27 protein-coding genes are annotated in these 23496 nt (G+C 56.7%); 10 read left to right on the plus strand and 17 right to left on the minus strand.

The features are described from left to right. Positions 1–21 precede the first annotated feature (21 nt). Entirely contained in the window at positions 22–432 is a 411-nt protein-coding gene (locus SOP95_RS07465; protein WP_274073489.1) for a low affinity iron permease family protein, read from the minus strand. A gap of 356 nt (positions 433–788) precedes the next feature. Here SOP95_RS07465 and tam point away from each other — a divergent pair, with 356 nt between their 5' ends. Continuing rightward, on the plus strand, positions 789–1559 hold the full coding sequence (tam, locus tag SOP95_RS07470) for a trans-aconitate 2-methyltransferase (RefSeq protein WP_323606678.1): 771 nt from the start codon (positions 789–791) through the stop codon (positions 1557–1559). 8 nt (positions 1560–1567) lie between these two features. Here the strand turns inward: tam and SOP95_RS07475 are convergent, their stop codons facing one another. The 6 genes from SOP95_RS07475 to SOP95_RS07495 form a co-directional block, all read right to left on the minus strand. Continuing rightward, positions 1568–2296 (minus strand): class I SAM-dependent methyltransferase, encoded by a 729-nt coding sequence (locus SOP95_RS07475; protein ID WP_323606679.1) that lies wholly within the window; start codon positions 2294–2296, stop codon positions 1568–1570. A gap of 127 nt (positions 2297–2423) precedes the next feature. After that, complete coding sequence (locus tag SOP95_RS07480; protein WP_323606680.1) at positions 2424–2693, minus strand: short-chain dehydrogenase; 270 nt, start codon at positions 2691–2693, stop codon at positions 2424–2426. Positions 2694–3105: 412 nt separating this feature from the next. After that, a complete protein-coding gene (locus SOP95_RS07485) occupies positions 3106–3513 on the minus strand; it encodes a type II toxin-antitoxin system HicB family antitoxin (protein WP_274073492.1) in 408 nt (135 codons plus the stop codon). 35 nt (positions 3514–3548) lie between these two features. Further along, the gene (locus SOP95_RS07490; RefSeq protein WP_077184214.1) at positions 3549–3728 is read right to left on the minus strand and encodes a type II toxin-antitoxin system HicA family toxin; all 180 of its coding nucleotides are present in this window, start codon (positions 3726–3728) and stop codon (positions 3549–3551) included. 267 nt (positions 3729–3995) lie between these two features. Beyond that, entirely contained in the window at positions 3996–4964 is a 969-nt protein-coding gene (locus SOP95_RS32120) for an RHS repeat-associated core domain-containing protein (RefSeq protein ID WP_414919846.1), read from the minus strand. A gap of 174 nt (positions 4965–5138) precedes the next feature. Then, a complete protein-coding gene (locus tag SOP95_RS07495; RefSeq protein ID WP_323606681.1) occupies positions 5139–6686 on the minus strand; it encodes a Fic family protein in 1548 nt (515 codons plus the stop codon). A gap of 501 nt (positions 6687–7187) precedes the next feature. Here SOP95_RS07495 and SOP95_RS07500 point away from each other — a divergent pair. Continuing rightward, entirely contained in the window at positions 7188–8396 is a 1209-nt protein-coding gene (locus SOP95_RS07500) for a tyrosine-type recombinase/integrase (protein WP_323606682.1), read from the plus strand. A 19-nt stretch (positions 8397–8415) separates the two neighbouring features. On the opposite strand, the gene SOP95_RS07505 is transcribed toward SOP95_RS07500, so the two are convergent. The 7 genes from SOP95_RS07505 to SOP95_RS07535 form a co-directional block, all read right to left on the minus strand. Next, positions 8416–9450 carry a hypothetical protein gene (locus tag SOP95_RS07505; protein ID WP_323606683.1) on the minus strand — a complete coding sequence of 345 codons (1035 nt, stop codon included), beginning with the start codon at positions 9448–9450 and terminating at the stop codon, positions 8416–8418. Positions 9451–9544: 94 nt separating this feature from the next. Next, a complete protein-coding gene (locus SOP95_RS07510) occupies positions 9545–9748 on the minus strand; it encodes a helix-turn-helix transcriptional regulator (protein WP_323606684.1) in 204 nt (67 codons plus the stop codon). Between the two features lie 82 nt (positions 9749–9830). After that, the gene (locus SOP95_RS07515; RefSeq protein ID WP_323606685.1) at positions 9831–12524 is read right to left on the minus strand and encodes a toprim domain-containing protein; all 2694 of its coding nucleotides are present in this window, start codon (positions 12522–12524) and stop codon (positions 9831–9833) included. Between the two features lie 2 nt (positions 12525–12526). Then, on the minus strand, positions 12527–12772 hold the full coding sequence (locus SOP95_RS07520; protein ID WP_323606686.1) for a hypothetical protein: 246 nt from the start codon (positions 12770–12772) through the stop codon (positions 12527–12529). Positions 12773–12844: 72 nt separating this feature from the next. Then, positions 12845–13210 carry a hypothetical protein gene (locus tag SOP95_RS07525; RefSeq protein WP_323606687.1) on the minus strand — a complete coding sequence of 122 codons (366 nt, stop codon included), beginning with the start codon at positions 13208–13210 and terminating at the stop codon, positions 12845–12847. Next, positions 13207–13686 (minus strand): YmfL family putative regulatory protein, encoded by a 480-nt coding sequence (locus SOP95_RS07530; protein ID WP_305883052.1) that lies wholly within the window; start codon positions 13684–13686, stop codon positions 13207–13209. The genes SOP95_RS07525 and SOP95_RS07530 overlap by 4 nt, the downstream gene beginning before the upstream one ends. Before the next feature lie 29 nt (positions 13687–13715). Next, on the minus strand, positions 13716–13928 hold the full coding sequence (locus SOP95_RS07535; RefSeq protein WP_323606688.1) for a DNA-binding protein: 213 nt from the start codon (positions 13926–13928) through the stop codon (positions 13716–13718). Positions 13929–14464: 536 nt separating this feature from the next. Here SOP95_RS07535 and SOP95_RS07545 point away from each other — a divergent pair. Continuing rightward, complete coding sequence (locus tag SOP95_RS07545) at positions 14465–14650, plus strand: hypothetical protein (RefSeq protein ID WP_323606689.1); 186 nt, start codon at positions 14465–14467, stop codon at positions 14648–14650. A 50-nt stretch (positions 14651–14700) separates the two neighbouring features. Here SOP95_RS07545 and SOP95_RS07550 read toward each other — a convergent pair whose 3' ends face one another. The 3 genes from SOP95_RS07550 to SOP95_RS07560 form a co-directional block, all read right to left on the minus strand. Beyond that, positions 14701–14958 (minus strand): ogr/Delta-like zinc finger family protein, encoded by a 258-nt coding sequence (locus SOP95_RS07550; protein WP_323606690.1) that lies wholly within the window; start codon positions 14956–14958, stop codon positions 14701–14703. A 65-nt stretch (positions 14959–15023) separates the two neighbouring features. Then, the gene (locus tag SOP95_RS07555; protein WP_323606691.1) at positions 15024–15902 is read right to left on the minus strand and encodes a phage portal protein; all 879 of its coding nucleotides are present in this window, start codon (positions 15900–15902) and stop codon (positions 15024–15026) included. Next, positions 15814–17871 (minus strand): terminase large subunit domain-containing protein, encoded by a 2058-nt coding sequence (locus SOP95_RS07560; protein ID WP_323606692.1) that lies wholly within the window; start codon positions 17869–17871, stop codon positions 15814–15816. Before SOP95_RS07560 ends, SOP95_RS07555 begins: the two co-directional genes overlap by 89 nt. Before the next feature lie 163 nt (positions 17872–18034). On the opposite strand from SOP95_RS07560, the gene SOP95_RS07565 reads away from it, so the two are divergent. The 7 genes from SOP95_RS07565 to SOP95_RS07595 all read left to right on the plus strand — a co-directional run bounded on the left by SOP95_RS07565 (position 18035) and on the right by SOP95_RS07595 (position 23494). After that, on the plus strand, positions 18035–18952 hold the full coding sequence (locus SOP95_RS07565) for a GPO family capsid scaffolding protein (RefSeq protein ID WP_323606693.1): 918 nt from the start codon (positions 18035–18037) through the stop codon (positions 18950–18952). Between the two features lies 1 nt (position 18953). Next, complete coding sequence (locus tag SOP95_RS07570; RefSeq protein WP_323606694.1) at positions 18954–19973, plus strand: phage major capsid protein, P2 family; 1020 nt, start codon at positions 18954–18956, stop codon at positions 19971–19973. Beyond that, the gene (gene gpM, locus SOP95_RS07575; protein WP_323606695.1) at positions 19970–20695 is read left to right on the plus strand and encodes a phage terminase small subunit; all 726 of its coding nucleotides are present in this window, start codon (positions 19970–19972) and stop codon (positions 20693–20695) included. The genes SOP95_RS07570 and gpM overlap by 4 nt, the downstream gene beginning before the upstream one ends. Before the next feature lie 97 nt (positions 20696–20792). After that, the gene (locus tag SOP95_RS07580) at positions 20793–21254 is read left to right on the plus strand and encodes a head completion/stabilization protein (protein ID WP_323606797.1); all 462 of its coding nucleotides are present in this window, start codon (positions 20793–20795) and stop codon (positions 21252–21254) included. Continuing rightward, positions 21251–21697: a phage tail protein gene (locus SOP95_RS07585; RefSeq protein WP_323606696.1), complete on the plus strand. Its 447-nt coding sequence runs from the start codon at positions 21251–21253 to the stop codon at positions 21695–21697. The genes SOP95_RS07580 and SOP95_RS07585 overlap by 4 nt, the downstream gene beginning before the upstream one ends. After that, positions 21684–22367, plus strand: a complete 684-nt coding sequence (locus SOP95_RS07590) for a phage virion morphogenesis protein (RefSeq protein WP_323606697.1) — start codon at positions 21684–21686, stop codon at positions 22365–22367. The genes SOP95_RS07585 and SOP95_RS07590 overlap by 14 nt, the downstream gene beginning before the upstream one ends. Positions 22368–22378: 11 nt before the next feature. Continuing rightward, entirely contained in the window at positions 22379–23494 is a 1116-nt protein-coding gene (locus tag SOP95_RS07595; RefSeq protein ID WP_323606698.1) for a DUF2586 domain-containing protein, read from the plus strand. The last annotated feature ends 2 nt before the right edge of the window (positions 23495–23496 follow it).

Below are 23496 nucleotides of genomic sequence, written 5' to 3' on the forward strand. Positions count from 1 at the left end.
GGGTCACCCGCGTAACATCGATCAGCATTTATTCAGATCCTGTTTACCTTTCTCCTGGACCACGGTGCCGTCGATGGAAATGGTCTGGCCTTCGCCGAGGCTGCGGTAGTGTTTTCTCAAGGCTTCCAGCTCCTTGAGGTCCAGCGCCTCGAGCCCGAGCATCGCGTTCTGCGCCTCTTTCGTTACCCGCAGCAACTCATCGACCTTCAGATGCAGGATGTCCGTGTCGCGGTTCTGGGTGTTCTGGATCAGGAACACCATCAGGAAGGTGATGATGGTGGTCGAGGTGTTGATGACCAGCTGCCAGGTATCGTTGAAACCGAAAATCGGCCCACTTAACCCCCACACTAAAATCAGGATTATCGCCCCGAGGAACGTCGTGGGGCTGCCGGTCCAGAGAGCCAGTTTCTGGGCGATTTTTGCGAATTTCATGGCCGTTTTTCCTTATTGGGGATGCACCTGAAATTCAGACACTGGCGGCGGGGTGAAAATTCGGCTTTATACCCGCTACCCAATGGAAAATCCCGTAGGCGTCCTCATAACCGACCAATCTCTACCGGCCGCATCCCAATCCACTGTAGGAGCTGGCTTGCCAGCGAAAGCGCCCTCATGGCCGCCCCCTCTCTACCGGCCCCACCCGATCCACTGTAGGAGCTGGCTCGCCAGCGAAGGCGGCCGAAAGACTACCGCAATGTTCAAGGTGCAATAGAGCACCACCCACCAGTCGATGTATCGTAGCGAACCCGTTGTCAGCCAAGCCCCAGACAACGCACCAACAGGAGAACGCAATGAGTTGGTCCGCCAAACAATACGTCGCTTTTGAAGATGAACGCACCCGTCCCGCTCGCGACCTGCTGGCCGCCATCCCCGCTGGATCAGTGCGCTCGGCCATCGACATCGGTTGCGGTCCCGGTAACTCGACCGAGTTGCTGGTGGAACGCTTCCCCGACGCCACGGTGCGCGGGCTGGACAGTTCAAACGACATGATCGAGGCCGCACGCAAGCGCCTGCCCCAAGTGCAGTTCGACATCGCGGACATCGACATCTGGAATGATACTGGCCCATTCGACGTGATCTTCGCCAACGCCGTGCTGCAGTGGGTACCCGATCACGCCACATTGCTGCCTGCGCTGGTGAGCAAACTCACCCCCGGTGGCTGCCTGGCGATCCAGATGCCGGACAACCTCAATCAACCCTCGCACCGTTTGATGCGCGAAGTCGCGGCACAAGGCCCGTGGGCCGAAAAACTGGCAGGCGTCGCCGCACAACGGACCGAAATGGCCGATGCCAGCACGTATTACTCAATGCTCAAAGCCTGTTGCACCCGCGTCGATGTATGGCGCACCACGTACCATCATCCGCTGGCGGGCGGCGCGTCGGGTGTGGTGGAGTGGTTCAAGGGCAGCGGCTTGCGGCCGTTCCTCGAACCATTGGATGAGACGCAACGGGTGCAGTATCTGCAGCAGTATCAGACTGCAATCGAGCAGGCCTATCCGGCATTGGCCGATGGTTCGGTATTGCTGCCGTTCCCGCGTTTGTTTCTGGTGGCGACGCGCTGATTCATCTATCAGCGCTGTACCGCGACCAGCAGCATCATCGGTCGCTCCCGCTCTTCGGCCAATGCCGGTTGCGCTTCAACCTCGGCATCCGTGGGGCCCCATTCGTTGACATGCTGGATGCTGAAACCAGCGCCAATCAATGTGTTGAGCAAGGTGCCGAGGGTGCGATGCTGCTTGATCACGCCGTCGGCCAACCAGTTGGTCACACGCTCGCCTTCCCTCTGATAACCATCGACCGGCCAGCTCCTGCGGCCTTCGGCATCGGTGATCCAACCGGGATGACGGGGCGCCATGAAGATCGGATGCTCGATGGAAAACACAAAACGTGAACCGGGTTTGAGCGCTGTGTGGATAGTCGCGAACAGCCCCGGCAAGTCCTTGATGTAATGCAGCGCAAGAGAGCTGTAGGCCAGGTCAAAACTGTCTGTCGGCAGATCGAGCTGTTCCAGGTCTGAGCGTTCGTAGCGGATATTGCTGGCAGACGTTGTGCTTTGAGCCTGATCGAGCATTTTCTGCGAAACGTCCAGGCCCAACACACTGTGGGCGCCTTGCTCACTGGCCCAACGGCAAAACCAACCGTAACCGCAACCGAGATCCACCACCTTCAAGCCATGCATCGGCGGCAACATCGACTGCAGCGCCGGCCATTCCGGTGCGGCATCGAGGCCGCCAATCGAGCGGGCCATCTGGCTGTAGCCGTGGAAAAATCCGGGATCGTCGTAGATGTTTTGAGTCATGGTAGTGGTGCTCTGCTGAGATGGTTTGGGTATCGCAAACCCTGTGGGAGCGAGCCTGCTCGCGATGACGGTCGCACAGTCACATCCGTGTTGCCTGCCAGACCACCATCGTGAGCAAAGTGTTACGTCAGGACGGTTCGGCGTCCATGCGCCGAGCAATTACGTCCAGCACATCGCAGCCATCGCGCAAAGGAATGCAACACAACAATGCGAAGTCGCTGAGGATGACCGAGTCGGTGCTGATTTCACCTCGCATCGCGAGGTTTTCGAGAACCTGCGTCACGGCGCCGATCCGGTAACGGGCACTGCTGAGCAGCGAGTGCAGCGGTTGAGTGGTGTTGACGTAAAACGAGGGGAGGTCGTCGGCGTTGCTGGTTAGAGCCATATATTCGTTCATGAGTGATTACCTTGAAGTTAGGTGAACTACCACTCATCGTCGCCAAACAAAGGGTGGTAGCTGTACGCGGGTTGGCGAACCGGACAAGGCACAAACCGGCAGACCCGAAGATCTCCCACGCACAGCCACCAAAAAACAGGTAGCCAAGTGCGTTCAGAAACGCTCCGAGCTGGCCGGAGATTTCTGTGCCTTGCCATCGAGTCGCCAAACCCGATACGCCATTTGGGGCGCGCTCGGACTATAGATCTCATGACAATGGCACAGCAATGCGCGAGTGTACGGACATTTCCCAGACTATTGTAGGACGTTGCTTTTTTTAGAAATGGTGTCGCCTGAGATCCAACATTCATTAAATTCCGGCCACAAAAAACCGGCCACTCGGGCCGGTTGATAGATCGCTGCAGTAAGCTTATCAGCTCTGCTGCAATACCTTGAGTGCTGCCGAAGCCAGAAAGCCCGAACGGCTTTTCTCTTCCGGATGGTGCAGCACGTATTCATCGATACGGTTTAGCAGGTACCCAGGCAGTGTGATGTTCAGCTTCTGGGCCTTGCCCAAATATTTGGTAACGTCGATGTCCACCAGAGCCCACGCACATCCCGCGTACTTTGGGTTGGCTGCGTGCAGTGTCACTTTATTTGCGGGGGGAATGGCTGAACCCCCTTCGGCCAAGATCTCGAAATGGCCTTCTATGGCTTCTCGGGCCATCGCCATCGCATCATCCAGATCTTCCCCGGCGGAAAAGCAGCCCGGGATGTCAGGGACTTCAACGCCCCAGGCGTGCTCCTCATCTCCCATTGAAATCGCAATCGGGTAAAGCATTGTCATTGTCCTCCGAGGACTCGGCACAGCGTCTGTCAGAGCAGCGCCTGCTGCAAAATACTGATGGCCGTTTTCTTGAGAAGATCTTTCTTCGGGTGAGGGACTGTCACCAGCCCCGGTTTGGTCGGATGCTTGAAGTGATGATGGCTGCCTCTGATTCGTACCAGATACCAGCCGTCCGCAACGAGTTGGCTTATCAAAAATCGGCTATTCACATCACCTCCCTGTGGTGTGCTTGTGGTTACTATACCTACTGGTTGTTTTTAATCAACACTATAACCACCAAGTCGTCCTGGCTCGGTGGGACAGCGATAGGAATCGAGTCTAGAAGGCCGCTGCGGACATGGCTTTGGGCAAGCCTGAAAGGAGAGGGTTGGGTGTATTGCGAGGTTTTGCGTGCAGGAGCCAACAAGCCGGCACCTATAGATCCAGTGCTTGTGGAAAGGCTAATGCCTGATGAGATTCGAGAGCAAATCCACGTCTTAGCTTGAGCGTCTGATTGTCCTGGCTGCGGAATTAGTTTCATCTATGAATTGCAGTTGCGGAAGCTCGCTCATCGGGGCTGTGGGAAGCTCGGGTTGATTCAAGAGGTTCTCCTGGTCTCTCGCAAACCGTGTGCTTTGCGATAGACGTCCAGTTTGAGGTGGTGCACCGCGTGCAGTCGAATGTATGGGGGCAATGGGAGTCAGGGCTATCGGTGGACTATATGGTGGCGGTGGATCAAGGTTCAAGGTGGAGAACGATGGCGGCAAACCCGGCAATGACAAAGTTGAATATCGAGGCGGACGATCCAGGACCCTAGCCACCGTCTGAAACCATTGAGTGCTTCTTGCCGTTGCTTCTCTTGCCGCTCTGAAAGCCAGCGTTATGGTGGCTGCCCCTGCTGTAACACTCGCACCCGCCAGAACGGGTGCTATTACCGAGGCAGGGTTTGCAATTGCCGCGGCACTGAGCAGCAAGCCTGACGCTCCCGTACCCAGAGCCAAAATTCCTTGCCCTCGAAAACGACCACTTGTAGACAGGGAAAGCGCCATTCCTCCTGTCGAGGATGCCGCGCCTGCAACGCCTGAAAGAATATTCACAACAGCCGGTATAGCGAAGCGCCCTGTGGGATCTCGATGATTTACTGGATCTGCGACGCAATAGGTGTACGCGTTTAATCCACCGGCGGCGAATGGGCTCAATTTGTCAGGAGAGTGGAACCGCATCAGCACCGGGTTGTAGGCTCGATGACCGTTCCCCAATAAATACCAATGAGTCTGTGCTTCCTTAAACTCACCATTGAAACCAAGACGGGTACAACGGTGATCGCCTGATCGGTACCCATAGGCAGTGTATGCCAATGGATTCACCTCGCCTTGACTCACCTGCGCCACAACGGATTGGTTCTGATGGGTCGCAAGTAGAATCGTTTTTGGTTCGTTTTTCTCGATTCGAGTGGGCGTGACCATAAGGGGCTTCTGGATACTGAAAGGACGATACTGTTGTTTTACAGATTATGGTCCCGCGTCGGTACTAGCAGAACTGATAGTACCTTGGCCTAGCTCCAGTCTACATTTAGCGAGAGCGGCGAGGATCTTGAAACAGGGAAAAGTAGGGAAAAGTAGGGAAAAGGGGAGACGGATTTATTTCTCTTCACTGCTTCCCATCTCGCGATCTTCAAACGCCGAACGCACAGCCTCCACAACTCGTTCCGCCATGCGCTCATCCTCAAGCTGCGGATACCCTTTCTTCAGCTTGCCCGAAACCACCCAACCATTCTCCTTGATGGAGCGGATGATGCGATTCGCATCCTGGTCGGGCATCTCCAGCACCTCTTTCAACTGCTCCTGTGCTCGCTGAAAGATCAACAATACGCGCGCTTCATCCGCCATTTCCGTGCGAATCGTATGCTCGACAACATGTGCGGTGTACAGGACATGTTCAGTCAGGTCCGGGTACCGCCAGGCAAAACAGGCATTCTCATATTCATCGAAGATGAAGTTGCTGAGGGTCCCGTCCTCGTAAATCACCAGTTCGCCGAAGCGATAGGCCGTCGCGTAACGGCGCATGAAAGGTCGCGAGAACACTTCGAGTGTACGGTCGTAGCCGGCCCGGAAGTCGATCGAGCTGGTGATGGTGGCTGATATCGGCAGAATGACGCCGTCGGGCACTGCCTTGTCTCGAATCAAGGTGTCGTTGATCAGGAAACGGTGGATCCGACCATTGCCATCGCGCATGGGATGGATATAGACGAAGCCAAATGCCAACACAGCGGCACGCGCCAGCGATTCCGCACCACGTGTTGCAATCTCAAATTCGTTGAGGCCCGCCAGTAGTGAGTCAAGGTCCCTGGAGTGGGGCGCAATGTAGTGCACGATGTCCTCGCGCATCGTGGCTTGCCCCACAAATACGGGAGAGCGCCGCAAGCCCAGGCCGATGGCGTCATGTCCCAGAATGCCGACTTGCAGGGACTGCAGGCTGTCGTTGCTCAACGGGTTTTCGATATGACCGCAGTATTGGGCAATGACATGGGCAAACCGCTGGATACGATCAGCCTGGTCGGCTTCCTTTTCGATCAGAAAGCTTGCACGCGACTCCTTGAACGTCAGCCAACTGGCCGTACGCATCAGGATGTCGGCGCCAAAGGCCTGATCCAACTCGGCCAATGCTTCGCGCAGATCAAATTGCAGAGCGTCCTGCACGGGCGCTGTTCGACGAACCAAGGGACAGAACTGAGCCGTTCCCGGCAGATTGTTATTGATTCGCCAACGCCGAATTCGTAACGACTGGCGACGAGTCAGGTATTTTTTTGGCGAAAGTGCATCAACGTAGGCACCATTGGTCACGTCCGGCACATCCAGGTGTTCACCTGTCAGCCATTCATAAAGGAATCCTGTGCGACGGGCGTACTGGCCGAAAGGCTCTCGTCGACACCAGTCTTCGACAGGCTGCGGCCCTACGACCGCAAACAGGCGGGCAAAAAATTCGAGATGAATGTCTTCGTACTTGAGGCCGAATTCGAAATGTCCTGCAAAGTCGTCTGCGGGTCGGTAGCTTGGCGGATACCGGTTCTCCACATGCCCGTCGCTCTCGCGGCTGACCCGTGTGCTGCCGATCGTGGACTCGACGCGCAGAGGCTGCGCCAATGCGATGTCGTAGCGGTTCGCGAGGGTGTTAAAACCGACTTGCATTGACGAGATCCTTTACTGAGGAAAGAAAAACGCTAACAGAACGTCGATCCTATGCGAAAACGCTAATTCATGCAGGTGTGAAAAGGCTAATGTTTGATGAAAATGATACTAAAACCGGGTTCTGAGAAAAAAACGCTAACGAGTCCAGATTAGTCACTACAGCGGTGGGGTTACATGCTTATCGAAAGTGGAAATGAAACGCTGAATTTCACCAAATATTAGACACAAAAAAACCGGCCATCTAAGCCGGTTTTTTCTTTACCTGCATCCCCCGTCAAAAAACAACGTGAGACAAGAATTCGGTTGGAGCGGGTGAAGGGAATCGAACCCTCGTTATCAGCTTGGGAAGCTTGGACGCCTGGAGTATCTATCGGGCTGTATAGGTTTCCAAACATCCGCAATGCCTCGTAGAATCATGGGGTTATGGCTTCTTGGCGATTTCATGCTGTACCAGCCAAAATGATCATAGTTCAGTCGAATGTCCCCCTGGAACGTCCCCCAATGCTTACGGAAAAACAAATTCGGGCACTGAAGCCCACCGAAAAAGAATACGAAATCTCTGACGGCCGCTCAGCGAAAGGAGAGGGTGTTCTCATGCTCCGGGTACGACCTAACGGTGCGAAGGAGTTCTTTTTCCGCCGGCGAGTCAATGGCAAGAAGCCCAAGGTCAAGCTCGGTAACTGGCCCACCATGGGACTGGCTGAGGCGCGAGATCTGTGCCGGGTGAAGAAGGAGGTTATCGTTGCTCCAGGTACGTTGCAGAACTTGATGGACGCATATGTTGGCAAACTGCGCGAGCAGGGGGCTACTTCAGTCGAGGATGTGGCGTGGTCTTTCAAGCACTATGTCACTGAGCCATTCCCTGACCTTGCAGATCGGCCTGTTGTGTTGATTGGTCCAGCCGAGATCCGAAACATCATTGCGAAAATGATCGGTGCTGGCATTACCACCTATTGCAACCGAGTACGATCACGTCTACACGCGGCGTTCCAGATGGGACTTGAGCAAGAGTTCAATCCGCGGAGCTATCAGCAAAGTGCGACAAAGTTCGGCTTGGTGAGCAACCCAGTTGCCAGCGTACCCGTGCAGAGTGACTGGGAGAACCCAGGTGAGCGTGCATTAACGCAGAAGGAGCTGGCCACCCTATGGCAGATGCTGCCCGAGCATTTATCGCTGGTCACGTCCGAACTGATTAAGTTCCTAGTCGCTTCCGGTGGCCAGCGCCCAGAGCAGCTCTTGGCCGTGCCAAGAAAGCAGTACTACGACGATCACGTGCTGATCAGGAATAAAAAGACGAAGGACGGTAGGCCGGTTATACATGCGGTGCCTTATAACGAGCTGATGCTTGATTGCCTGCACACCATGAACGAGGTCAGTGAGGCCAGCCCCTTTCCGTTCGAGGGTAAGGCGGAGGGCAAATCTCTACACGCCAACTCCCTGTCCAGAGCGGTGACAAAGCTGTACGGCCGGCACGCCGATAAGTTTGAAGGACCCTTCACACTTCGTGACATTCGACGGACCTGTAAAACACTCATGGGGGTCGCGGGCCTTGACAAAGAATTGAGGGACCGGATTCAAGGTCATGCTTTCAGTGACGTGTCATCGAAGCATTACGACCGGTACGATTATTTTAAGGAGAAGCTGGCCGGACTCTCAAAGTGGGAAAATTGGCTGAGAGAAAATGTAATAACAGTAAAGCTGGATTGCTGATTAAAGCAGTACTCTGCCGTTATCGGTTATCAATAATATTGACTCGGCAGATTTTGGTATTGATCTTCAGGAATTCATAAATGGCTGCGGCTTTGGAAGTCAGGCCGGCATCCGAGGAATAAATAAAGTCAGTGAACGAAGCAAAAGCGACATGGTTGGCGTCACTCATTGAGGAAGTAAATCGACGTTCATGTTTCATGTCGCTGTCATTACGGTAGCCGACCACATTTAAAACATTATAAGCAGAGATGATTTTTTGGAAGTCAGTAATGGTGCCCTTCACGGAATGCGGGATTAAAGTGATCCCCAAAAAATCTTCAATTGTAAATTCTCTTCCTTTATAGCCTGGTAACGGCTTGTGAAGCTCCCAGATTTTTTCAATGGTGTTGGGTGGCGCTATATTATTCAATTCCTTGGGGCCAATGCCCACTGTGTCTCTGTACACTTTCACTGCGGATTTCGTCCCATCACCCTTGTAATCCTGCATCATCATGATCGATTGCCGATATGCATTGGCCCGATTGGCTAATAAGCGGGTTACGAATCCCCTTAGGCGACTTATGTACAAGGAATCAGCCAAGGGGGATTCGCAAACGTCCTCTACCAAATCGCTCAACAATGTCTGAAATGCTATGCCGTGCTCGTCCGCTAGTTCGTCGAAATCCGATAGTTTTTTATCTCCATAAAATTTTCTCAAAGATGTCTGCGTTGCAGCATTCAGTTTGTCTATTATTGAATCCTCTGCGCAAGTTCGTTCAAAAGCTGCAAACGGATCAGCTTCTGATAAGACTGCGTCATCGGTCGGGTCGAAATTCTCGTCTTGATATACCTTCAAATGCATTGCGTTGAGATTGACTAGTATGTTCAATAGAGCTTTCTCTCCGCCCACACTCCTTTTTATTTCTCTCAAGGTCTCATCGGAATAGACAACTTGATTGTCGGTAGCAATTTCTTTAAATAGTGAAATCTCGGGGTGGCGTATGATGTGGTTGAGTATGTTGTGGTCAAAATAAACGGTTTTCTTCGAGGTGAATATTTTACCGGGCTTATGCATTTCGTATCCTAAAATATAAAATAGCTACTTTCGTCAGGTTATCACTAAACGGGACAGATTATAGAGTGCCTGATCCTGTAATGGATGAGGCCGCTTACGCGGCCTCATTTGCTATCCATCTCTCGGGATCGTGTTGCCAGCGAGCTATGGCTGATTCCCGCCATCCAACGCGTCCAGGAGAAATCCTAACCGGCTTTGGGAATGTTCCCTTCTTTACTTCCCGCCATAAGGTTGCGTGCGAAAGCGTGGTCACTTCTATGACCTCTCGCTCTTTCAGAAATCGATCCAACTTTTTCACTGCGTTCGGCTCCCCGCTACTCCGAAGTCAAATAAGTCAACGCTTGAAGCGTTATGCATGGTGATTCCTCTGATGATGTCGATCAGGCAGCCTGGAAAATCCAGCACCGCACGGTTTTCGGTTTATCGGCGGCATCGGTGTCCCACGCCGAACAGACGTTCCTGTTGGTCTCGACGAACTTTGGGCACTTGCTTGTTTTCAGGTGGCGCTTAAGCTCGGTCAGATCCGGGACTTTCTGGCGTTTCTCTGCGGCCTCTTTGGCGAAGTCGTTGAGGTTCACTGCGATCAGGCCGTCATTGCGGGAGTGGTTGAGCCCGCCGGCAGCGCTGTTCAGGTACTCGTACAGCTCCCAGAACTCGACGACGATTGGGTGATCAGCATTGATTGCCAGTTGCCGATGCTTCGCCATGTTTCGAATCTCGGTGTGGGCCGCTTCCACCTGATGTTTTTTCAGCGGGACAACGTGCACCAGGGCGTCGACCAGGGCGTGTAGCTGGGCATGATTTTTTGCGATCCGGACGGTGCGGATCTCGGGCAGGGCCAGCAGCTGCTGTTCGTACTTGGGCCCCTTTTCGCGGACGGTCTCCATCACCTGGCTTTCCATCATGGTGGACTTGACCAGGAACCCGCTGACGCGGTCGACCGGCATACGTTCGAGTTTTTCCACCAACAATTTAGTCGCCGGCGTCTGTCCGTCCTTCGTCATGGCGATGTGCACCAGGCGCTGCAGAATGGGTTCTGACGCATTCACCGCGTGGTTCTGACCAATGACCACCGCACCACGGAAAGGTGGCTCGCGGGTGTCGTTGCCGTTGTTCTTCACACCGGTCGAGCGAACGCTTCGGCCGTTGTAGGCGGTTTTGAGTTCGTCCCAGTCATATTGCTTGGTCTGGCTGCCATCGGTTTTTTCCCGCTCCGATTCGATCAGGACCACTGGCAGGTTGCCGACCTGGGCGAAGTTACGTGCTCGAGCAACGGGGGTGCCTTTGGTTGGGTCGAACCCCTCGTAATCGATACGCCCGCACAGCTTCCACAAGAATTCAATCAACGTGGACTTACCGGCGCCTGGCTCACCGATGATTTCCATGAAGGGATAGCTTTTCTGGTGTTGACGGATCTGTTCGGCGAACAACGAGCCGAACCAGAAGGCGAGCGCCACCAAGCCTTTCGCGCCGAAGCATTCCCAGATGATGTCCAACCATTCGGTGTCGAACTTCTGCAGGTCGGTATTCAGGTTCAGGGTGACCGATTGGCTAAGGGTCTTGATGCTCAGTCGGTCCATGTCGAAGAAGTCTTCTTCGTTCAACTTGAACACCTTGCCGTCGCGCACAGCCACGTCGCCATAGACGTACGCGCCGTGCTCACGGGTGTATCCAGTGAAGTCGATGGTCTGCACCGTCTTGAGGGCGTCGGTTTGTTCCTCAATGAACGCGTCCAACTGCTGGGTGGTACCGGTGAACATCCCGCCCGGGGCAATGCCGAGCAGGCGTTTCTTGAACTCTGCAGACGAGGCGATCTGCGAGCTGGTGAAGGTGTTTTTGATGGGCGCCGCATCGTGGGCGAACGTGATCCGGAAGTAGTACCAGGACTCGTCGGTGAGCTTGTTCTCTTGGTAGTACAGGGCCTTGGGGTTGCAGGTAGCAATGCGTTGCAGTGCGCCGCACTGCTGCATGGCCTTGGCCCGCATCTGTTTGTTGTTCAGCAGCTGGTCGTCGTGGTGATCGCTATCCTCGAGCTCCTGAATCGCCTTGTTGTACTTCTCCAGATCGAGCTTGAACCAATACAGGCGGTTGCCGAACTCCAGGTGGAATTCACTGCGACGCTTCCAGTCGAACATCACCAGCGCCTTCTCGGTGGCGCTCTCTGCGATCAGCAGGGCGCCATGATGACGAGCAATGGTGATGTCCTTGTCGTGCTGGGCATCACGCTTCTCGCCTTCGTCCAGGAACTGCCAGCGCTGGTGTAAATCGTTCCAGTCGACTTTGCGGCCGTCTCGCTGGGGAATCTGCGCGGCTTCACAGGTAAACCCCAATTCCCGGGCCATGCGAACCCAGCGCTTCGTGTAGGCATGTGCACCAGGCTCGTTATCCAGCGCCCAGACCAGTTTGGGCAGATTGCCCGGGCGAGCTGCCACAAGAGCCTGTAGGGAGTCAGCCGGGAAGGCGTTGGAGGACATCGCCGACACGGCGGCGATGTTGTGGTGCACCAGGGCGATGGCATCGAAGATGCCTTCGACGATCCAGATTTCCTTCGCCTCGAGCACGTCGACGCACGGTGGACACCACCACACGCCGCGATAGCTATCACCTGGTGCGAAGCGCGCTTTCATCTTGCCGAAGCGGGCCGGCTTATCGATCAGTCGTTCCCAGTAGCCGCCTTTCTCCAGGGCGAATCGCACAGTCGCAGTGCCGGCGTTGTGTTGGGCTGAGTAGTACGTTTCCTGCGTGAACCAGCCTGCGATCAAGCCGATGTCGAAGCCGCGGCCAAACTCAAGGTAAGCCCGGGCTGTCGCGGTTGGGGCGCTGTCAGTTGCCGGCGCACGCTTGCTCCAGTCTTCGAAGAGGTCGTCATAGATTTCTTTGACGTGCATGGTGTGGCCGCACTTCTCCGATCGGCCGCAGATCACCAGCCAGGGCTTGTCGTGGCGGGAGTAGAGCTCGCGCTTGTGGCACTGAGGGCATTCGCCACCGCGCATGTACTCGGTACCGGAACGGTGTTTCAGTCCGTAGTCCGATTCAAGGCGCTGCAGAACGTCATGACGCAGATCTTCTCTCATGGTTATTTCACTGCTTTGAGGCTGAGGCCAAGGCTTTGGGTGAGGGCACCGATCAGGTGTTTTCGAGCAGCCATCACCGGGCTGTTGGCGAGAATCGATCCGTGACGTAGGCCATCAGGAATCATTCGATATTCGTCTGCGTACCAAAGATCATTGAGGCTGAGACGGTATTGCTCGCGCAGGTTGGCCAAGAGCGCCTGGGCCTGACCTGGTGTCAGTTTTGCGTTGATGTTCATGGCGTTTTCCATCGTCAAACCTCAATTTCGGACGCAGCTCACCCAAACCCACGGCAGTGGGACAGGCGATTTAGTGGGTGAGTGTTACGGTGCGGCTACGCGGAAACGACCGTTATCCGGCGCATTAAGAATGCGTTCGTAGATCAGGCTGACCGGAACGGCCCAAGCTTTGCCTGTGGCGGGGTCAATGATGACCGTGTGGGTCGACGTGCTACTGCCGATGTCCAGTCGCTGCCGATCGCGAATTGCGGACATATCGCTGCAGGCTAAGTGGACGGCTTTCTCTGCAGTAGTAGTCAAGATGTCGAAGTCGGTGATCAGGTGCTGCACTGCGCGGTCGAACAATTGCTGATCGTCACCCAGGTGTTCGCATTGGTGGCGCTCCAGAAAGGCGAGCGCAGCAGCTTTGAGCACGTCCTGGTATTCCTGTACTGCAGGCAGATCGTTCATTGAGCAGCCCCTGATTTGTTGCGGTACAGGTCGATAGCTGCAAGCACTTCTGCGTGGCGTGCAGCCATGTGTAGGTTGTGAGCATTGAGTATGTGTTCTGCTTCGATTTCGGAAATGCAGCCATCCGCCAAAGCCTTCGCGATCTCTTGGTCTACACACCCCCGCTTGGCCGCAACGTTCACCGAAAGGGTGTACATCTCGACATTGTCCAGATTCTCCGGATCTGCAACCGGAACGAACAAACCCCCATACATTGCTGCAACGTAGTTGGGAAAATGTTGGGTGCCAGCTTCCTGCTCCAGCTGGTAGAGCTGGGCGTCTGATAGCGGGCGACTGTTGTTATTTTCGTAGGCATGGTTGTCGAATTTTTTCAGCGCCAAACCGATGCGCGCCGCAGCGCATTCCCGGCCACCTGGGTAACTGCAGATAATGGCGCTGACAACTTCCCGACGAGTCTTTAGAACTGAACTTTTCATGTTCTGCTTTTCCCTGTGGCTCAGTGCCATTACTGTTCGATCACGCCGTCTTTGATACCTAGCAATACAGCGGCGCGATGTGCCTCCCCACGGCGACAACGGCTCTGGCCACTCAGCACCGCGTAAACGGTGCTGGGATTCAGATTGTGCAGTTCAGCAAAGTCCTTTGCGGATTGACCGCGCTTATCCAAGGCTTCACGCGCTTGTTGTCGGGCTTGCTCGGTGATGCTTGAGTTGGGCATAGTGCAGTTCCGTGCATTTTCATGTGGTGTGAGATGCAGAATGATGCACTTCGATGCATTTGTAAATATCAGAGATGAATAATTTTGCACCTTTCCGAAGAGATAGGCTCCCGACTGCAGGAAGAACGTAAGCGTTGCGCTTTGACGCAGAACGAGATCGCAGATGCGCTTGGTATAGCCAAACGGACCCAAGCTAATTACGAAGCTGGAACGAGTGATGCGACAGCGTCTTACCTGAGCAAAGTCGCTAGCCAATTCGGTTTTGACGTTCCCTATATCCTCAATGGTAAGCGCACGACATTGGCGGTGGACGCTCTCAGCGATATTGAAGACCTGCTGGTCAAGCAATACAGAAGCATCACTGCAGGGGACCAAGAAGCGATCCGTCGATTCCTCAAAGCCATGGCCGACGATGCTGCCCGGCAGCGGTATTAACTTGTAACAAAGCGTGTATGACATTCGTCGCCCCCTTGTACTAAAGCCAGTTCCAGCCCCGTCAACGTCGGTTCAGCAATGCACTTTATGGAGTAGAAAGCATGTTGGATCGCGAGAGAAACGAACTTGGCAATACCGGAACCACCGAGTTCGAATGGATAAACCTGACTAAAATCGAACGTCGCCTCATTCGGCTGTACCGCTTGCTGAATGAAAAGGAACAAGTTCATCTCCGTCGTATGTCAGAGGTCCTGGCGACTCATCCGGAAGAACCGGTCGAAAGCTGATAGTCGTTTCACGTAATCGATCGCCGACACCCTTGGTTCGGCGATTTGCATCATGCCACTGCCTGTGATCCCAACTGATCAAATAGCTCTCGCTGTTTAGCCCTGGGCAGGTCCCTCAAACGATCAAACAACATCCTTTCGAATGACTGAGCTGATGGGCTCAGCGTGTGTGAAAACGTTAGGTTCGCAACCCATGTGTGCCCGCACTTTGCGTTCAGGCACTGGCAATACAGCTTCGCGAAATCCACCGAAAGCTCCTCTCTCGAAGCGATCCGTCCCTTATGTCCGCATTTGCATACAACTCGCATTGTGTCCCTCCCCAGGGCATCCAATCGCCACTATATTGCCACAATATGTAGTGGCAATCTCTTAGCTATGCACTCGATGTAGTGGAATCAGCTGCCTTAGGCGGTACTCTCCAGGTGAATCGCCTGTCGCCCCGTAACGCGTCGTTCAATTGATTGAACAGCTGACAGATGGGTCTGATCTCGTTACTGGTGTACACGCGATCGATCTTTTCGATATCGCCAAAGCCAGCGTTGTTTTCCGGGATGATGCCGGCCAGTGCCGGGTTCATTCGCCATGCGGCGATCACGTCATTGCGCGTGATGTTCTTCACCTTCTCCAGTTCGTCCTTGGCTTGGAAATCCCCCACGGGGATGATCTGAATGGCGTTCTCTTTGCCGTTCGGGATGTTGACGAACATCGAGCGAAAGTTGCCCACACCCTTGCTGGCGCTGATCTGGGCGCGCAGGTTCTCCTCGTCCTCTTCGGTCAGGTCGGGATCGTTGGTGTAGAAGATGTAACCGGCGTGCGCACCGTTGCTGTAGTAGCGCCGGCGAAACAATGTCGCGGCTTCGTTGAGCAACAGCGCCTGCAGGCCGCCCAGATAGTCCGGAATGCCGTAGATGGTTTGCTCGACGTCGTAGTCCATGACGTGTTCGATCTCCTCCTGGTCGAAGTCCATGAACTTGTTATCCGGAAGCAACATCCGGAAGCCACCGTCTACTTTCACCCGCATGTTGATGGCCGGCAGGTGCTGCAGCTCCAGGACCTGGCCGAAGGCGTTGATGTCGCGATAGAAGAACGCATCGCCGAATACCATATAGTCCAGACCCGCGCAGCCCATTGTTCGGGCGCTGCAGCCGTCGGAGGGGATGAACTCACGCAGCAACAGGTTGCGTTTGAACTTCGGAATTGCGCCGTGGTGCGCATTGGCGCGCAGCAGCTTGGCCAGGCCGGTACGCGACACTGGTGGCTTGTAGATCTCGCCGTCGTCGCTGGGAAACACCCCTACGTACTCGCCGATGTTTCCCGACAACACTTGTTCGGGTTCCCCGAACGTGAACGCCCGCATGGGCTGTGGCTGTCGCACCTGCTGGCTGACCTGGCGTTTTTTGTGTCGAGGATTGGGCATTGTTTCCACTCGTGACGTAGCGGCTACGGCGCCGCTTGTTGGTGTTCAAGGGTTCGTTGGCCAGGGCGTGCATGACCGCCCAGGCGATGTCAGCGTGGCCGGTGGCGTCGGTGCGCGAAGCGCTATAGGTGACCTGACCACTGTTGGTGGTACCGCGCTTGATGGTCAGGAACGCCTGGGCGATATCGGTCCAGCCCGCATCCCACTCGATGCGACTGCCTTGGATCGTGTCTTGGGCCTTGAGCACCAGGGCGTTTTTCGCTTCCAGGCTGTAGTGGATCGGGGTGGCTTTCGCGTAGAAGTCGCGCACCAGGTCGAACACGCCGTAACCCACACCGGTGACATCGATGCCGATGTGCTGGACGTTGAAACGCTCGGTGAGCTTCTTGACCTGGGCGGCCTGGTAGGTGAACGAGTGTCCCCGCCAGCTGTGTTTCTCCAGAATCCGGAACTTCGCCCCGGGTTCGAGTGGTGGTGCAATGACCACGCAGGTAGCGTCGTCGCGGGTGCGGCTTGGATCGTAGCCGAGCCAGACCGGGCTGTTGCCAAATGGCCGATCGTCGTCGGGCTTGTAGTCCTCCCACAGCGATAGATCGGAGTAGCAACGCTCCAGGTCTTTGAGACCGAACGCGCTTTGCGTGCTGTCGATGAACTTGCAGTAGAACAACTGCTGAAACTTGTCCTCGTCGTACTCCAGCTGCAACTGCTGGAGGTCGAACAGATCGCAGCCACCATCGATCGCGTCTTGGATGGTGATGGTCTTGCGCCACTGACCATCCGGACACAGCGCGCCCTGGGTATATGCCGACTCCACCGGCCAAGTGCCGCCGGCTTTCTTGCCGCGCTTGCTGTTGCGAAACTCCTCGCCGGACCAGAATGGATAGGCCTGGTGCGATACGGCGCTGGGCGTCGAGAAATAGGTTTTTCGCCACTTCTTGTGGGTGCCCATGGCGCTGGCCACGGTGCTCAATTTCTCGAAGTCACGGATCCAGAAATATTCGTCGACGTAGACGTGCCCGTGGTAGCCCTGGGCGGTGCTGCTGTTGGTGCTGAGGAAGCGCAGTTCGGCGCCATTGCTCAGGGTGATGGGGTTGCCGGTCAGCTCGATGCCGAACCATTGCTGGGCGAACTGGATGATATAGCTGCGGAAGATCTCTGATTGCGATCGGCTGGCCGACAGGAACACCTGGTTGTCGCCGCTTAACACAGCGTCCATGAACGCTTCGCCGGCGAAATAGTAGGTCAGGCCCACCTGGCGGCTTTTGAGGATATTCCGGATCCGGCATGTCAGCGGGTTTTGCTTAGCCGCGAACAGCTCCTGCTGATAGCGGTACATCTTGCTGATGAACTTATCCAGGAAGTCGACTTCAGTCAGGCCGCTGATGTCGTTCTTGGCCTTCTTCTCTTTTTTCTTGCCTCCACCTTCACCGCGCGTGGGGCGGTCACCTCGCGAGCGTTGACGTGGCTCCGAGGGCTCGTCCTGGTCGTCACCGGGCGTTGCCGCCGCCGGCACAGGTTTGGCCGCTTGCTTGAGCAGCCGTTCGCGCACGGCAGTCAGCCGGTCCAGTTCGTTCAGATCGTCCTTGGAAAGGCTGCCGACTTTGTCCAGGAGGAGGGTGATACGCCGACCGACAGCGGTCAGCGGTTCTTCGTCCGAGAGCATGTCCTCCCAGCCACCCTGCCGGATCCAGTAGTAGACGATCCGAATGTTGGGCAGGTTGAGTTGCGCCTGAATTTCCTTGGCCTTACAGCGGCGCAGAAACAGGCGTTTAGCGGCTTCTTTAACTTCGGTCGAGTAGTACATGGGCCGCAGTCTATGCGGCGAAAACGCTAGAAACGTGGGGTGAAAATCCGCGTTCGACCTATATTCGCGAAATAGGACTAACGCAAAAGTGAACCGTTTGTTTGGTGGTCTGGCGGTGCATATCTTGGCGACTCAAATCACCGATTGAGCGCAGTTTTCGCCCATGCCCCGTTCCCTTGTTTCGTACTGGAAACGTGTCGCCACCAGCGGCACCACCGCCGATGGTCGCGAGATCCTTCCCCAGGAACTGCGCGACATCGCTGAAACCTACAAGCCGGCCAAATACACGGCTGTGATTTGGTGTGACCACGAACGTTGGCCTGGCTCCCACGGCACTGTATTCGCCGTGCGGCTGGTGGAGGAGGGCGACGACCTCGAAGAGGGACAAATTGCCCTGGAAGCCCAGCTCAAACCCAACGATCGGCTGCTGTACCTGAATGATCAGGGCCAGAAGTTGTTCTCCAGTATCGAGATCACCCCCAACTTCGCCGGCAGTGGCAAAGCCTACCTGACCGGCCTGGGTGTGACCGATGAGCCCGCCAGCCTGGGTACCCAGGAACTGTACTTTTCGAGGAAAACCCACAAAGACGCCTTTTACGCCGCGCCCGTTGAGCTTGGCTCCTTCGAAGAGGAGCCCCAGGGCGAAGTCGGCAAGCTGATCGGCTTGCTCACCGGCTTTTTCAAGCGCTTTGCAGCGGACACCGAGCCCGCCGAACCCACCACCCCAACCGAGAGCAAACCCCCAATGGATGAAGCTACCGCAACGGCCTTAAAAGCCCTGCTGGCACAGCTACTGGTTGTCGCTGCCGGCATTCAGGCTGTGATTGAGCCTGCAGCTGAAGAGGCACCCGAACCCGATCAAGCCCCGATCGATGACGTCACTGCAGCCGTGGACGCGATCGTCACGACTGCGGAGGAAGAGCGCGAGTTCAGTCGCAACGGTGGCGCATCGAACAAAGCCGTCCTGGCCGCACTGACTGGCCTGCAAAAGCAGTTCACCGCGCTGCAAAACACGCCCACCGGTCGCCAGTTGCCACGCAACGCTGGCCCGGTAGCCACTGCCAAGAAGCGGGTGCTCTGACATGGCCCAGCCACTAAGCGCCAATGGCGCCAAGCAATTTTCCGCACTGCAGCTGGCAATGGCTGAGTCCTACGGCGTCGAGCGCGCCAGTCGGATGTTCAGTGTGGAGCCTACTATCGCCCAAGAGCTGAACGACGCGATTACCGCAAAGGCTGACTTCCTTGAGCGTATCAATGTCATCCCGGTCAGCGAGATCAAGGGCGAGAAAGTGTTCATCGGTGTCAACGGTCCGGTCACTGGCCGAGCCAACACCAAGACCACCGACCGCGTAGCCAAGGACGCATCGGCACTGGAAAACACCACTTACGAGCTGGCTGATACCCAGTCCGATGTGGGACTTCCCTACGCCAAGATCGATGCCTGGGCGAAATTCCCGGACTTCCAGGATCGCTATTCCGCGGCTGTGCAGAAGCGCATCGCCCAGGATCGGATTGTCATCGGCTTCCACGGCACCAGCGCGGCAACTCAGACCGATCTGGCGGCGAATCCTAAGCTGCAGGACGTAAACAAGGGCTGGTTGCAGCAGCTGCGTGAGCAAGCCCCACAGCAGGTTCTCAACGAAGGCGCCACCGCTGGCAAGGTTACGCTGGGTGCCGGTGGCGACTACGCCAACCTTGATGCCCTGGTGCACGACACCAAGCAGATGGTCGACGAGATTCTGCGCGAAGACGGTGACCTGGTCGCGATCATCGGCACCGACCTGTTGGCGGCTGACAAGGCCAAGCTGTACACCAAACAGGGTGATACCCCGTCCGAGAAAGAGCGTATCGAGAACGCCCAGGTCATCTCGACTTATGGTGGTCTGCCAGCGTTCAGCGTGCCGAACTTCCCGGTCAACGCGGTGCTGGTCACCAGCTGGGACAACCTGTCGATCTACTACCAAGACTCCAGCTGGCGTAAGCAGACGGTCGATAACCCGAAACGCTCCCGCGTCGAGGACTACAACAGCCGCAACGAAGGTTATGTGATCGAGCAGCTGGAGAAGATCGCTCTAACCGAGAACGTGGAGCTGGTGGCGTGAGCCTGGCCTTGGCGCACAAGCGCCGCACCCTGGCCTTGGGTGTAACCGCTGTTGCTGCAGCCTTTTCGGGTTCGGCGATGGCGTACTCCCCGGCTGAAGCGCTCAGCAGTCCGGCCAATGCCCGCAAGCATCTGCTGCTGCAGGAAGCGGCATTGGACCAGGATCTGGAGCGCCTGAGCGCAATGAAAGGAGCGTTGGCCGGTCGCCAGTTGCTCAAGCGTGACGAGCTGCTGCCCAAGTACCAGGACTACATCCAGCGCTACATTGAGTCGGGCCTGAACTTTCCGAATCGCATCCTGGTGCAGGTGATGATCTGGCTGTTCGACACCGCTCAGTTCGACGATGCCCTGGAGCTGGCCGACTTTGCGATCGAGCAAGGCCAGCAGATGCCCGAGCGCTTCAAGCGCCGCGACATCCAGACCTTTGTTGCGGACACGGTGATCGACTGGGCTTACGACGAATACAACGCCGGGCGCAGCCCAGAGCCCTACCTGTCCGACCTGCTGCCCCGCGTCGATGGTGAATGGGACCTGACGGAGCAGATCCCGAGCAAGTACCACAAGTTGATCGGCATGCGTGCCCAGGACGCTCAAGAGTGGGAAACCGCGATCAAGCATCTTGAGCGCTCCACCGAGTTGCACTCCAAAGCAGGCAATGAAACTCGCATCGGCAAGTGCCGCAAGGCGCTAGCAAAACAACAGGCCGCACCGGCTTCCCAATAACCGACTACCCCCCCAGCGGGGACCTGTGGAAGTGAGCCGCCCATTTATGGACCGTCCCACTGAAAACAGGCTCCCCGCCCTATTTGAGCGGTCAGCAATGAGTTTTTCCGGGAAACCCACCACCTTTGTAGAGCAAGCGATCGAGAACGACGGCTTCTGGCCGAACCTCTCCGTGGCTGAGTTCCAGAAGGGTTACCGCCTGCCGGCGGAGTACCTGGTTGACATGCTGGCCACTGATTTGGCCACGGCGATGGCCGAGGTCAACCGCGACCTCGCTGAACGAAAGGCCGGATGGCAAAACGCAGGCGTCACCACCGTGGAATCTGCTGACCCTATGGTGCTGCCGGAGCGCACGTTTCACGCAGCGACGTACAAGCGCGCTGTGTATTGCCGCGCCAAAGCCACCTTGCTGACTCAGTTCGCCACTGTGACCCGCCGTGAGAGCGCGGAGAACACCGGCAAAGAACTGCCGGAGCGCGGTGAAACCTTCCTTGAGTTCAGCCAGCAGGCCGTTCGCTCGCTGCAAGGCCGTGGCCGCATTACGGCGGCACTCCTGTGATCAAACTTCGCGCCCTCACCACTTACCTGATCGCACGCCAGCTGGTGCTGCCGGAGCAGCTCGACAGCTGGACCGACCAGGTGAACCTGGAGCTGATCTGGAAGCCCGACATCGGCGGCATGCGCATGGGTGACATGCGTTACAGCGCCACGATCGCCCTGGAGCGTTTCGCCGATCACCCCGGACGCCTGATGGCGTTGGTGGGCAGCTGGCTGGAGGGCAACGACCAGGATCGCGACGAACTGTCGGCGCCGAAGTTCGAAATCACCATGCTCGACAACGACCTGGCCGACGTGGACATCACCTTGGAGTTCAACGAACCCCAGTACCTGGCCGAGGATCCTGCCGGCGAGATCGAGGCTTTCGGCAAGACCTGGTCATTTGTCCCGTTTGATCTGTGGATTGCCGAACACGGCGAGGTGTCAAGCCTTGGCCGGTCGTAGCACCTTCGAGCTCGACGCCCGGGGCTACCTGGGCGTGCGCGAGCAGCTGGCGTTGCTCAGCCTGCCGCCACAGCTGCGCCGACGCCTGCTGAACAACGTTACCAAGCGCGTGCGGACGATGAGCCGCAAGCGTGTGCGCGATCAGCAGAACCTCGACGGCACCCCGTTCGAAGCGCGCAAAGGGACCGGCAAGGGCAAAAAGAAGATGGAAGCGGGGCTGGCCAAGCTGATGTTGGTCACCCGCGTGAGTCCCGATGAAGCCGAGCTGGGCTGGCGGAATGCCCTGACCAGTTGGGTCGCGGCGCAGCAGCACAACGGCGTCAGCGAGCGCCGCACCGCCGCCCAGATGAAGCGCTGGAACAACGTTCCCACCGGACTGGCAGCCACGGAAAAGCAAGCCAAGCGCCTGCGCCGGCTGGGCTTCAAGGTCCGCCAAGAGGGCAAGAAATCCCTGTCCCGGCCATCAGTGGCCTGGATTCAAGAACATGTGAACTACGCCAAGGCCGGGCTGCTGATCCGCATCCTGGACGACGAGAAAACCGAGAGCAGTGGCGCGCAAAGCTGGGAAATCACCTTGCCCAAGCGCCAGTTCATCGGCGTCAGCACCGAACGAGACACCGGCTTGCTGCTGAACCAGGTGCTCCAACAAATCCTTAATTCACCCCGCTAGCGAGGCACTGCATGGCACTCGGCAAAGTCAGCGTAAACAATCTCAATCTAGGCCAGGGTGCCGTGACTGAGATCGAGCGCTATTTCCTTTATATCGGCGTCGGTGCGAAGAGCGTCGGCCAACTGATCCCCTTGAACACCGACAGCGACCTAGACAGCGCCCTGGGCATTCCTGCCAGTGACCTGAAAACCCAGATCACTGCCGCCAAACTGAACGGCGGCGATCGCTGGGCGTGCCTGGCTGCGCCGATCGCGGCCGACGGTGATTGGTCCGACGCATTGGAATACGCCCAACAGCAGGGTTTTTCGGTGGAGGCGGTGGTGATCACCAAGCCGGTGACCGCTGCAGCGCAGCTGTCGGCCATGCATGACGCCGCCATCGCGTTGAACAACGTCTACGGCCGTCGGGCTTTTGTGATGGCCGCGAGCGCCGGCATCACCGTGCTGCAGACATGGGACCAATACCTGATTGCGCAGCGGGCGATCACCAAGGACCTGGCCGCGCCGCGTGTCCTGGTCGTACCGCAATTGCACGGCAATGACTTGGGCGTGTTGGCTGGTCGCTTGGCCAACGCGGCGGTGAGCATTGCCGACAGCCCAATGCGTGTGGCGTCCGGCGCCGTGCTGGGCTTGGGCGCGATTCCTGCCGATGTTGACGGCGTGCCGCTGCCATCGGCGACCCGTGCCGAACTGGATAAGGCGCGGTTCTCCGTGTCGCAGACCTATCCCGATTACCCGGGCGTGTTCTGGGGCGACGGCAACATGCTCGATGCACCGGACAGCGACTTCCAGGTGGTCGAGTACCTGCGCCTGGCTGACAAGGCCGCTCGCCAAGTGCGTCCGCTGCTGATCCGCCGCGTGGCCGATCGCCGATTGAACAAAACCCCCAACAGCATGGCCGCCGCCATCAGTGCGTTCATGAAGCCACTGCGCCAGATGGCCAAGTCGGCCACGTTCGCTGGCCAGGTGTTCCCTGGTGAGATCGAGGCGCCCAAGGACGGCGACATCGTCCTGGTGTGGCTCAGCAAAACCAAGGTCGAGCTGTACATCAAGATTCGGCCGCTCAATTGCCCGAAAGACCTGACGGCCAACATCGCCCTCGACCTTTCCAACGACGATTCGGAGTAACC

The organism is Pseudomonas sp. YuFO8, assembly GCF_035065025.1.
Classification (GTDB): Bacteria; Pseudomonadota; Gammaproteobacteria; order Pseudomonadales; family Pseudomonadaceae; genus Aquipseudomonas; species Aquipseudomonas putida_AE.

What these genes read in the sequence shown, in the direction of transcription:
- SOP95_RS07465 (WP_274073489.1), bottom strand. Translation starts at nt 432, where the DNA reads ATGAAATTCGCAAAAATCGCCCAGAAACTGGCTCTCTGGACCGGCAGC.
- tam (WP_323606678.1), top strand. Translation starts at nt 789, where the DNA reads ATGAGTTGGTCCGCCAAACAATACGTCGCTTTTGAAGATGAACGCACC.
- SOP95_RS07475 (WP_323606679.1), bottom strand. Translation starts at nt 2,296, where the DNA reads ATGACTCAAAACATCTACGACGATCCCGGATTTTTCCACGGCTACAGC.
- SOP95_RS07480 (WP_323606680.1), bottom strand. Translation starts at nt 2,693, where the DNA reads ATGAACGAATATATGGCTCTAACCAGCAACGCCGACGACCTCCCCTCG.
- SOP95_RS07485 (WP_274073492.1), bottom strand. Translation starts at nt 3,513, where the DNA reads ATGCTTTACCCGATTGCGATTTCAATGGGAGATGAGGAGCACGCCTGG.
- SOP95_RS32120 (WP_414919846.1), bottom strand. Translation starts at nt 4,964, where the DNA reads ATGGTCACGCCCACTCGAATCGAGAAAAACGAACCAAAAACGATTCTA.
- SOP95_RS07495 (WP_323606681.1), bottom strand. Translation starts at nt 6,686, where the DNA reads ATGCAAGTCGGTTTTAACACCCTCGCGAACCGCTACGACATCGCATTG.
- SOP95_RS07500 (WP_323606682.1), top strand. Translation starts at nt 7,188, where the DNA reads ATGCTTACGGAAAAACAAATTCGGGCACTGAAGCCCACCGAAAAAGAA.
- SOP95_RS07505 (WP_323606683.1), bottom strand. Translation starts at nt 9,450, where the DNA reads ATGCATAAGCCCGGTAAAATATTCACCTCGAAGAAAACCGTTTATTTT.
- SOP95_RS07515 (WP_323606685.1), bottom strand. Translation starts at nt 12,524, where the DNA reads ATGAGAGAAGATCTGCGTCATGACGTTCTGCAGCGCCTTGAATCGGAC.
- SOP95_RS07520 (WP_323606686.1), bottom strand. Translation starts at nt 12,772, where the DNA reads ATGGAAAACGCCATGAACATCAACGCAAAACTGACACCAGGTCAGGCC.
- SOP95_RS07525 (WP_323606687.1), bottom strand. Translation starts at nt 13,210, where the DNA reads ATGAACGATCTGCCTGCAGTACAGGAATACCAGGACGTGCTCAAAGCT.
- SOP95_RS07530 (WP_305883052.1), bottom strand. Translation starts at nt 13,686, where the DNA reads ATGAAAAGTTCAGTTCTAAAGACTCGTCGGGAAGTTGTCAGCGCCATT.
- SOP95_RS07535 (WP_323606688.1), bottom strand. Translation starts at nt 13,928, where the DNA reads ATGCCCAACTCAAGCATCACCGAGCAAGCCCGACAACAAGCGCGTGAA.
- SOP95_RS07545 (WP_323606689.1), top strand. Translation starts at nt 14,465, where the DNA reads ATGTTGGATCGCGAGAGAAACGAACTTGGCAATACCGGAACCACCGAG.
- SOP95_RS07550 (WP_323606690.1), bottom strand. Translation starts at nt 14,958, where the DNA reads ATGCGAGTTGTATGCAAATGCGGACATAAGGGACGGATCGCTTCGAGA.
- SOP95_RS07560 (WP_323606692.1), bottom strand. Translation starts at nt 17,871, where the DNA reads ATGTACTACTCGACCGAAGTTAAAGAAGCCGCTAAACGCCTGTTTCTG.
- SOP95_RS07565 (WP_323606693.1), top strand. Translation starts at nt 18,035, where the DNA reads ATGCCCCGTTCCCTTGTTTCGTACTGGAAACGTGTCGCCACCAGCGGC.
- SOP95_RS07570 (WP_323606694.1), top strand. Translation starts at nt 18,954, where the DNA reads ATGGCCCAGCCACTAAGCGCCAATGGCGCCAAGCAATTTTCCGCACTG.
- SOP95_RS07580 (WP_323606797.1), top strand. Translation starts at nt 20,793, where the DNA reads ATGAGTTTTTCCGGGAAACCCACCACCTTTGTAGAGCAAGCGATCGAG.
- SOP95_RS07595 (WP_323606698.1), top strand. Translation starts at nt 22,379, where the DNA reads ATGGCACTCGGCAAAGTCAGCGTAAACAATCTCAATCTAGGCCAGGGT.